The organism is Planosporangium thailandense (assembly GCF_011947195.1).
Lineage (GTDB): Bacteria > Actinomycetota > Actinomycetes > Mycobacteriales > Micromonosporaceae > Planosporangium > Planosporangium thailandense.
Genome location: NZ_JAATVY010000005.1, coordinates 169,979 through 179,437, shown reverse-complemented (window position 1 = coordinate 179,437; position 9,459 = coordinate 169,979). Strand labels below are relative to the sequence as shown.

Sequence of the window (9,459 nt, the reverse complement as noted above, 5' to 3'; positions counted from 1 at the left end):
GTGATACCCACCGCCCCCGATCGCCGAACGGCAGCCGGCAACGGCAGCGGTTAGCAGGCGCGAAACACCCGGGACGCCGTACTGAAATGGCCGGCCGGCACGCTGGTGCGGCATGGAGGTACCCGTCGACCTGTGCGGCCCGGCGCGCACGTCCACGGCAACCACGGGCGGCATCCGGCCACTGGCCGGGTTCACCGTCTCCGTCACGGCGGACCCTCGCCGCGACGCGCTGACCGCGCTGCTGCGGCGGCGCGGCGCCCGCGTCGTGACCACCCAGGTCGTGCGCGTCGCGCCGCTGCCCGACGACGCGCCGCTGCGCCGCGCGACGCTGGACTGCGTGGCCGGCTCGCTGGACGCCGTCGTGGCGACGACCGACGGCGCGCTGCGAAGCTGGCTGTGCGCGGCCGACGGGTGGGGCCAGGCCGACGCCCTCCGCTCGCGGCTGGCCGCCGGCCACCTCGTCGCCCCGGCGCGGGCGGCGCGCTCCGTCGGGCTCGTCAGCGCCTGGTCACCGGCGTACGGCAGCGACGACGAGGTGCTCGACCACCTCCTCGACCTCGGCGTCGCGGGCCGGCGCGTCGCGCTGTACCGCGACGCCGACCCGGAGCACGCGTTCGGCGCCGCCCTGCGCGCGGCCGGCGCCGACGTCGTCGAGGTGCCGGCGTACCGGTGGGCCGCCCCGGCCGACCCCGCGCCGCTGCGCAGGCTGGTCGACCTGATCGCGGACCGGCTGGTCGACGCGGCCGTGTTCACCTCGGCGCCCGCGGTGGGCGCGCTGTTGCACGCCGCCGGCACCGACGCGGGCAGAGTGCTGGACGCCCTGCGCACCGACGTGCTCGCCGCCTGTCCGGGGCGGTGCGCGGCCGCGCCGCTGCGCGAACTGCCGGTACCCGTGCCCGTCGCCGTGCCGTCCCGGGCCCGGCTCGAGACGTTCGTGGACCTGCTCGCCACCGAACTCCCACGGCGCGCCCGCACGCTGTGCGTGGCCGGAACCCCGGTGACGTTGCGCGGGCACGCCGCCATCGTGGGCGGCGTGCTGCGCCCGCTCGCCCCCGGCCCGATGGCGGTGCTGCGGGCGCTGGCCGACCGCCCGGGAAAGGTACTGTCGCGGGCCGCCCTGCGACGCGTGCTCCCCCGCAGCGCGGACGAGCACGCCGTGGAGATGGCGGTGGCGCGGCTGCGCAACGGCCTCGGCGGCGCCGGGTACGTGCAGACCGTGGTCAAGCGCGGCTACCGGTTACCGGTCAGCTGACGCTTCTGGTCACCCGCAGGACCCGGTACCCCTTCTGGCTGGCGTGGCGCTCCGCTGACCAGCCGCGCTCGACCAGCCACCGCTGCAGCGAATCCGCGCCGAGGTTGCGCGCCACGACCAGCCACGCCACCCCGTCGTCGGCGAGCCTGGGAAGCCACCGGCTCAGCAGGTCGTGCAGCTCCGACTTGCCCACGCGGATCGGCGGGTTCGACCAGATCTCGGCGAACCTGACGTCATCGGGCACCTGGTCGGGTGTCCTCGCGTCGATGTCGAGGCCGAGCGTCGACGCGTTCTCGCGTACGAGGTCGAGGGCCCGGGTGTTGACGTCCACTGCGTACACCGGGGCCTCCGGTGCGCTCGTGGCCAGGACGACGGCGATGGGCCCGTACCCGCAGCCGAGGTCCAGCAGGGCCCCCTTGGCACCGGGATCGGGAAGGGGCGCCTTGTGCAGCAGGACCGCGGTGCCGGGGTCGAGGCGGTCGGCCGAGAAGACACCGGCCGACGAGGCCAGCCGGTAGGTCCGGTCGTTCACGTCGAACTCGATGTGCCGCTGCCGCTGCGGCGCGGTCGGCTCGGCCGTGAAGTAGTGCTCTCCGCTCACCACCGCATTCTCCCTCCCCGTGTTCTCCCCCGTGTTCTCCTCCCCCACGCGGCGCGGGCCCCGCTGTCCGCTTCCAGGTCGCCCGTCAGAAGCGGTGATCCCGGCGTCATCCGTTCGGATACTCTGTGCCACATGACGTTCGGGAGCGCGCCTCGGCGACGGTGGTCGACCGCCTCCTCCCGCCGCGCCGGCGCCGCTCGCCATGCGAACTCCGACGACGACGAGGACTGGCTCGCCGGTATCCGGCCCGACCGCGACGACGAAGACTGGCTCGCCGGCATTCGTCCCGACCGCGACGACGAGCCGGCCGACCGGCGTCCCGCTGCGCTGGCGGACCCGCCCGCTGCTACGCGCGACCTGCCCAGTGCGGCCGCGCGGTACCGCCCCGCGGACCGGGACACGTCCGGTCGCCACGCCGAGCCCGGGGAGCGGGAGCCGTCCCGCTTCGGCCGGGAAGCGGAAGCGTCCTTGCCGCCGAGCAGCGAGCAGTGGTCCCCGGCCGCCGACGAGCGCCCCGTCCGTGGTCGGCGGCGGGCCGTCGAGCCGGACCCGCCGGCCGGCAACAGCGTCCCGGTGTCGCGGCAGGGGAGATCCGCCAGGGCCGCCGCGTCCGCATCGGTTCCGGTCCGGGGCGCACCCCTTGTGGACGGGCCCGACCGGGTCGTCAGGCCCCGCGGCCGGGCGTCGGTGACCGGCCGGGTGAGCCCGCCGGGGTCGGCGAGAGTACCGTCCCCCGCCGCCGGCCTGCCCGTCGACGATTCCTGGACGGGCTCCGGTCGCCGCGCCGCCGGTGACAGCGCCCCCATCCGTCCCCGACAGCGGCCGGACGGGCCCGCCGGGCGCACGCGGGGCGGTTACCCGCCCAGGGCCGCGCAACGGCCCTCGACGCAGCCCACCGCCTGGTCGTCAAGACTGCTGGGTCTCGTGTCCGTCCTGGTGCTCGCCGCCGTCGCCTACGGCGGATACCTGCTGATCAACGATGGCCGGGCGAACTCCGCGGCGACGCGGTCGACCGCCGGGCCGGTGGTGAAAGCCCGGGACATCTCCAGCCGCGACGTCGACCAGGCTCCGCTCTCCGAGAAGGAACTGTTCCCCGGCCAGCAGGTCGCGATCGGCGGGGCGACCTACCAGGTGCTCAAGACACAGGCGACCGACTGCGCGACCGCCGCGACCGACGACCTCGCCACGCTCCTCGCCGGCCTGGGCTGCTCACAGGTCGTACGCGGCACGCTCAAGTCTCCCGACTCGCAGTTCCTGATCACCGCCGGAATCGTCAACCTCAAGGACGCGGCGAGCGCCAACCAGGCGTACGAGACGATCAAACCGACGCTGGACGCACAGAAGGGCCGGTTCACGGGGCTGGCGGCCGGCGACGGCACCGACGCGATCGTGCGCGCGCCCACGACGCTCGGCTGGCACCCGCGCGGACACTTTCTCGCGTACTGCGTGGTGGCGCGCGCCGACGGCAAGGCGATCACCGCGGACGACCCCGATTCGAAGCAGGTCATCTCCGATGTCGTCGAAGGCTACCTGCGCGACAGCGTGCTCGGTGCCCGCGCGACGACGCCGATCAGCACTCCGAAGTGACCGGGTGGCGTCAGCCGCCCGCCGTTCCCACCGGTTCCTGCGTACCGGCCGGCGCCGGCGGGTCGAACAGCGTCGTCGGGTCGGCCGGCACCGTCGGTTCAGCCGGCGCCGTCGGTTCGGCCGGCACCGGCGGGGCGTCACGGCGGCGTCGGGTCACCTGCGCGCGCTCGGCGTAGTCCGCCGGGTCCTGCGGGTACGCCACGGCCACCAGGGTCAGCCCGTGCGCCGGCGCCACCGTCACCTCGCTGGCGCGCTCCCGCCTGCTGAGCAGACCGGCCGGCCACGACGGCGGCCGCCGCCCCTCGCCGACCGCCAGCATCCCGCCGACCAGGCTGCGGACCATCGACTGGCAGAACGCGTCCGCCTCGACCGTGGCGGCCAGGACACCGTCCGGCTCCCTCCTCCACTCCAGGAGGCTGACCGCCCGTACGGTCGTGGCGTTCTCCTTGCGACGGCAGAAGGCCGCGAAGTCGTGCTCCCCGCGCAGCCCGGCCGCCGCCGCGTTCAGCGCGTCGAGGTCGAGGGGGCGCGGCCAGGCGAGCGTGTCGTGGCGGCGCAGCGGATCAGCGCCGTAGGGCGCGTCGGTCACGCGGTACACGTACCGGCGGGACAGCGCCGAGAAGCGCGCGTCGAACGTCGCCGGCACGGGGCGTACGGCCCGTACCCGCACATCGGGCGGCAGCAGCCCGGCGAGCCGCCGCGGCACCGTCGCGGACAGGTCCGCCCAGCGCCCCGCGGCCACGTCCACGTGGCACACCTGGCCGGTGGCGTGCACGCCGGCATCGGTACGCCCGGCGACGGTCAGGCCGGTGACGCCGCCGAACAGCCGATCGAGCGCCTCGGTCAGGACCCCCGCGACGGTGCGCCGCCCGGGCTGCACCGCCCAGCCGGAGAAGTCGGTGCCGTCGTAGGCCACGTCGAGGCGTAGCCGCAGGCTGGTGTCGTCAGTCACGTTCCGCTCCCACGCCGCCAGGCAGTTCAGGTCAACGCAGCAGGCCCGGCCCCCGTATCGGGGACCGGGCCTGCTACCAGCACGATGTCAGGACTTGTCGGCCTCGTCCGCCGGCTTCTCAGCCTCGGCCGTCTCCGACTCCGTCGCCTCGGCCACCGCCTCGGTCACCGCCGGAGTCGACTCCGGCAGCACCTCCTCGTCAGCGCCGGCGAGCGCCGCGACGGCCTCGGTCTTGGCGGCCTTGCGGGCGGCGGCCTTGGCCGGCTTGGCCGGCGCAGCCGGGACCAGCTCTTCGACCAGCTCGATGATCGCCATCGGCGCGGCGTCACCCTTACGCGGACCGGTCTTCACGATCCGGGTGTAACCGCCGTTGCGGTTGGCGAACCGGGGCGCGATCTCGTCGAACAGCGTGTACACCACGTCCTTGTCCTGCACCACGGTGAGGACCTGACGGCGCGAGTGCAGGTCACCCTTCTTCGCGCGGGTGATCAGCTGCTCGGCCAGCGGGCGCAGCCGCTTGGCCTTGGTCTCGGTGGTCTGGATACGGCCGTGCTTGAACAGCGACGTGGCGAGGTTCGCCAGCATCAGCCGCTCGTGCGCGGGGCTGCCGCCGAGGCGGGGACCCTTGGTGGGCGTGGGCATCTTTCGGGCTCCTCAGTAACAATCCGGCGCGGCCGCCCGGCCGCGATAGTTCCGCAGCAGTCGGCCGGCCACTGTCGAGCGGCCGACGAACCGGCCCCCGTCATACAGCGCGGCCGGCCGGCCGCGACGGTGCAGCGAGTTACAGCTGCTCGGTCTCGCGGTAGTCCTCGGCGTCGTAGTCCACCTCGGCGAAGGAGTCCACGACATGCGACGGGTCGAACGTCGGGGCCGAGTCCTTCAGACCCAGACCCATACCGGCGAGCTTCATCTTGACCTCGTCGATCGACTTCTGCCCGAAGTTGCGAATGTCGAGCAGGTCGGCCTCGGTGCGCCCGATCAGCTCACCGACCGTGTTGATGCCTTCCCGCTTGAGGCAGTTGTACGACCGGACCGTCAGGTCCAGCTCCTCAATCGGCAGCGCGAGGTCGGCGGCCAGCTGGGCGTCCTGCGGCGACGGGCCGATGTCGATACCCTCAGCGGTCTCGTCCAGCTCACGGCACAGGCCGAAGAGCTCGACCAGCGTCGAACCGGCCGAGGCCAGCGCCGTACGCGGGCTGATCGCCGGCTTCGTCTCGACGTCGATGATCAGACGGTCGAAGTCGGTGCGCTGCTCGACACGGGTGGCCTCGACGCGGTAGGTGACCTTCAGGACCGGCGAGTAGATCGAGTCGATCGGAATGCGCCCGATCTCCTGGCCGGCCTGCTTGTTCTGCGCCGCCGTGACGTAGCCGCGGCCCCGCTCGACGGTCAGCTCCATGTCCAGACGGCCCTTGGAGTTGAGCGTCGCCAGCTTCAGGTCCGGGTTGTGCACCGAGACGCCGGCCGGGGGCTGGATGTCGCCCGCCGTCACGTCGCCGGGGCCCTGCTTGCGCAGGTACATCGAGACCGGCTCGTCGTGCTCGGAGCTGACGACCAGCTCCTTGACGTTCATGACCAGCTCGACCACGTCCTCCTTGACCCCGGGGATCGTGGTGAACTCGTGCAGGACACCGTCGATCTTGATCGAGGTGACAGCCGCGCCCGGGATGGACGACAGCAGGGTACGCCGCAGCGAGTTGCCGAGGGTGTACCCGAAGCCGGGCTCGAGCGGCTCGATGGTGAACCGCGAACGGGTTTCGCTGAGCTGCTCTTCCGAGAGGCTCGGCCGCTGAGAGATGAGCACTTGCTTTTCCTCCAGTACGTCGGGCGCCCGCCATATGACGCCAACGTTTTTGTGGGGGGCGGATGCCCCCCACACGCACTACTTCGAGTAGAGCTCGACGATCAGCTGTTCCTGCACCTGCGTGTCGATGACCTGACGCGCCGGCAGCGAGTGGACCAGGATCTTCATGTCGGTCGGGATCGCCTCGAGCCAGGCCGGCACGGGCCGGGATCCGGCCTGCGCGGCCGCGACGACGAACGGCGTCAGCTCACGCGACTTCTCGCGGACCGAGACGATGTCGTGCTCGCGAACCCGGTACGACGGGATGTTGACCTTCTTGCCGTTGACCACGATGTGGCCGTGCGTGATGAGCTGACGGGCCATGTCCCGGGAGTGGGCGTACCCGGCCCGGTACACCACGTTGTCCAGCCGCGACTCGAGGATCTGCAGCAGCACCTCACCGGTCTTGCCCGGCTTGCGCACCGCCTCCTCGTAGTAGCTGCGGAACTGCTTCTCCAGCACGCCGTAGATGCGGCGGGCCTTCTGCTTCTCACGCAGCTGCAGCAGGTACTCGGTGTCCTTCGGCCGACCGCGGCCGTGCTGACCGGGCGGGAAGGGACGCGACTCGAACGGGCACTTCGGCCCCTCGCACTTGCTGCCCTTGAGGAACAGCTTCATCTTCTCGCGGCGGCACCGACGGCAGTCGGCTCCTGTGTAACGTGCCATCTATCTATCTCCTCAAGACCTCAGACCCGGCGACGCTTCGGCGGACGGCACCCGTTGTGCGGCTGCGGCGTCACGTCCGAGATCTGACCGACCTCGAGGCCGACGGCCTGCAGCGAACGGATGGCGGTCTCCCGGCCCGAGCCCGGGCCCTTCACGAAGACGTCGACCTTGCGCATGCCGTGCTCCATCGCGCGGCGAGCGGCCGCCTCGGCGGCCAGCTGCGCGGCGAACGGCGTCGACTTACGCGAGCCCTTGAAGCCCACCTGTCCGGCGGAGGCCCAGGAGATCACCGCACCGGTCGGGTCGGTGATGGAGACGATCGTGTTGTTGAACGTGCTCTTGATGTGCGCCTGGCCGTGCGCGACGTTCTTGCGTTCCTTGCGCCGGACCTTCTTGACGGCGGCCGAGCCGGCGCGTGCCTTGGGTGGCATCTGTGTATGCGCTCCTAAGTCTTCTTACTTCTTGCCCGGCTTCTTCTTACCGGCGACCGTGCGCTTGGGACCCTTGCGGGTACGCGCGTTCGTGCGGGTGCGCTGTCCGCGCACCGGCAGGCCCCGGCGGTGCCGGATACCGGCGTAGCAGCCGATCTCCACCTTGCGCCGGATGTCGGCGGCGACCTCGCGGCGCAGGTCGCCCTCGACGCGGAAGTTCGCGTCGATGTAGTCGCGCAGCAGGACGACCTCTTCGTCGGTCAGGTCCTTGGCGCGCTTGTCCGGGCTGATGCCCGTGGCGGTGAGCGCCTCGATGGCGCGGGTACGGCCAATGCCGAAGATGTAGGTGAGCGCGATCTCCATCCGCTTGTCGCGGGGAAGATCGACGCCGGCTAGACGTGCCATGTGCGGGCGTGCTCCTCGTGGTTCGTTCGGAGGTCTGTGCCCGTCCCGCCCCGACCCGATCGTTCCGGTTCGGTGCGATGCCGCACCACGACCTGGAACGGTCGTTGCCCGATCGGGCCCCGGCCTCCGACCGGGGGTGAGCCACGAAGTGCCGACCGCTGTCGGCGACACGATGCTCGCGGCTGGGACGAGCCTGTATTCAGCTGGCTGGTGCCAGAGACGGCGACGACGCCGGCCCGCCCGCTATGCGCGACGACCCGACGCTGCCCTTGACCACTCTGGCCCGCGCGCTACGCGTTGCGGCCCAGAGCTGGTCATTAGCCCTGGCGCTGCTTGTGGCGCGGGTCGGCGCAGATGACCATGACCCGGCCGTGCCGACGGATCACGCGGCACTTGTTGCAGATCTTCTTAACGCTCGGCTTGACCTTCACGGTGTGTGCCTTACTTCCCGTCCCCACCATGCCCGGGCACACCGAAACGTGCCCGGCCCTGAGCAGGGAACCGACCATTATTCGAGCTCTGTCTCCGCCACGTCGTCACCGGACCTCGAGGGCCCTGAACAACGGTCGGCCCGACCGTCAGCTCACTTGTAGCGATAGACGATGCGCCCGCGGGTCAGGTCGTACGGCGAAAGCTCGACGACGACCCGGTCCTCGGGCAGGATGCGAATATAGTGCTGACGCATCTTGCCGCTGATGTGGGCCAAGACCTTGTGGCCATTGGCGAGCTCCACCCGGAACATCGCATTCGGGAGTGGCTCGATCACTCGGCCCTCGATCTCGATGGCCCCGTCCTTCTTCGGCATGTCCTCCGCTACCTGACGTCGGGACTGGTTGGCTAGCTCACATCGTCCTTCGTGAGCGACGTATCGTCGCTCACGCCAGCCGCGGAATCTGACAACCGCCGAAGCGCAGGGCGGGCATGCCAGATGGGACGCTGTGCGCCGGTGGACCAGTCTACGCGCGGGATACGGCCAACGGCAAACCGGGTCCCCGCGCACCCGCGGTCGGGCGTGTCACAGGCTCTCAGATGGCGGTCGTCGCCGGCGGCGTCAGGCGACTCCCGGTACCCCTCGGCAACGTCAGGTAACCCGCGCTACTCCCGGCAGCGTCAGGTAATCCGCGCTGCTCCCGGCAGCGTCAGTAACCCCGGCGAGCCTGTCGCCGTTCCTGCCGCGCCCGGCGCCGCGCCGCCTTGCTGTCGTCTTTGTGCTGCCCACCCCAGACCAGGCCGTTGATCGTGCCGGCCAGCAGGACGGCCCCCCACGGCCCCATGACCCACTTGGGCCAGTAGTCGCCCTCGGCGCCGGTGAGCAGCCAGATCACGTTCACGATGATGGACACGGTCAGCCACCCGCTCCACGCCGCGAAGATCCACTTGGGGAAGCCGCGCCGTTCGGGGCGCTCCGGCTCCTGCGCGGCGGTCGGGTTCGCGGCGCCTTGCGCCGGTGACGCCGGCACGACCTGCGAGCGCTGCGCCGGCTGTACCGGCGGCAGGTCGACCAGGAGCCGGTCCAGGTCGCCGTACGTACGCGCGGCGTACGCCTCCCGCAGCCGGTCGTCGTACTCGTGCAGCGACAGCCGCCCCTCGTCCAGGGCAGCCTTCAGCCGCTCAGCCACGAACTGCCGATCGACATCGGCCGCCCGGAGATCCTCCCGCCGATCCACCACGCCCGTCTCCCCCGCAGCGAACTGTTGCTAGCGCAGCATGCCATGCCCAACC

General features: G+C 71.7%; 11 protein-coding genes and 1 pseudogene. 2 read left to right on the top strand and 10 right to left on the bottom strand.

What is annotated here, in order from left to right:
• The first annotated feature begins 112 nt into the window (after positions 1 to 112).
• On the top strand, positions 113 to 1,252 hold the full coding sequence (locus HC031_RS10665) for a uroporphyrinogen-III synthase (RefSeq protein WP_205862549.1): 1,140 nt from the start codon (positions 113 to 115) through the stop codon (positions 1,250 to 1,252).
• Here the strand turns inward: HC031_RS10665 and HC031_RS10660 are convergent.
• On the bottom strand, positions 1,245 to 1,853 hold the full coding sequence (locus tag HC031_RS10660) for a methyltransferase (RefSeq protein ID WP_167925169.1): 609 nt from the start codon (positions 1,851 to 1,853) through the stop codon (positions 1,245 to 1,247). The two genes, HC031_RS10665 and HC031_RS10660, sit on opposite strands and share 8 nt — an antisense overlap.
• A gap of 132 nt (positions 1,854 to 1,985) precedes the next feature.
• Here HC031_RS10660 and HC031_RS10655 point away from each other — a divergent pair, with 132 nt between their 5' ends.
• A complete protein-coding gene (locus HC031_RS10655; RefSeq protein ID WP_167925060.1) occupies positions 1,986 to 3,440 on the top strand; it encodes a hypothetical protein in 1,455 nt (484 codons plus the stop codon).
• 130 nt (positions 3,441 to 3,570) lie between these two features.
• Here HC031_RS10655 and truA read toward each other — a convergent pair.
• From truA to HC031_RS10610, 9 genes and pseudogenes are all read right to left on the bottom strand, one after another.
• Positions 3,571 to 4,392 (bottom strand): annotated as a pseudogene (gene truA / locus HC031_RS10650) (tRNA pseudouridine(38-40) synthase TruA); the annotation flags it as partial.
• Between the two features lie 87 nt (positions 4,393 to 4,479).
• Entirely contained in the window at positions 4,480 to 5,034 is a 555-nt protein-coding gene (gene rplQ / locus HC031_RS10645) for a 50S ribosomal protein L17 (RefSeq protein ID WP_167925058.1), read from the bottom strand.
• 139 nt (positions 5,035 to 5,173) lie between these two features.
• On the bottom strand, positions 5,174 to 6,196 hold the full coding sequence (locus HC031_RS10640) for a DNA-directed RNA polymerase subunit alpha (protein ID WP_167925057.1): 1,023 nt from the start codon (positions 6,194 to 6,196) through the stop codon (positions 5,174 to 5,176).
• 78 nt (positions 6,197 to 6,274) lie between these two features.
• The gene (rpsD, locus tag HC031_RS10635; RefSeq protein WP_167925056.1) at positions 6,275 to 6,901 is read right to left on the bottom strand and encodes a 30S ribosomal protein S4; all 627 of its coding nucleotides are present in this window, start codon (positions 6,899 to 6,901) and stop codon (positions 6,275 to 6,277) included.
• A 20-nt stretch (positions 6,902 to 6,921) separates the two neighbouring features.
• The gene (gene rpsK, locus HC031_RS10630) at positions 6,922 to 7,332 is read right to left on the bottom strand and encodes a 30S ribosomal protein S11 (protein WP_167925055.1); all 411 of its coding nucleotides are present in this window, start codon (positions 7,330 to 7,332) and stop codon (positions 6,922 to 6,924) included.
• Positions 7,333 to 7,356: 24 nt separating this feature from the next.
• A complete protein-coding gene (rpsM, locus tag HC031_RS10625; protein WP_167925054.1) occupies positions 7,357 to 7,737 on the bottom strand; it encodes a 30S ribosomal protein S13 in 381 nt (126 codons plus the stop codon).
• A gap of 317 nt (positions 7,738 to 8,054) precedes the next feature.
• Positions 8,055 to 8,168, bottom strand: coding sequence for a 50S ribosomal protein L36 (rpmJ, locus tag HC031_RS10620; RefSeq protein ID WP_167925053.1), 114 nt, complete (start codon positions 8,166 to 8,168; stop codon positions 8,055 to 8,057).
• A gap of 152 nt (positions 8,169 to 8,320) precedes the next feature.
• Entirely contained in the window at positions 8,321 to 8,542 is a 222-nt protein-coding gene (infA, locus tag HC031_RS10615; RefSeq protein WP_007073013.1) for a translation initiation factor IF-1, read from the bottom strand.
• Between the two features lie 334 nt (positions 8,543 to 8,876).
• Positions 8,877 to 9,407, bottom strand: a complete 531-nt coding sequence (locus tag HC031_RS10610; RefSeq protein WP_338090582.1) for a DUF1707 SHOCT-like domain-containing protein — start codon at positions 9,405 to 9,407, stop codon at positions 8,877 to 8,879.
• Positions 9,408 to 9,459: the final 52 nt, after the last annotated feature.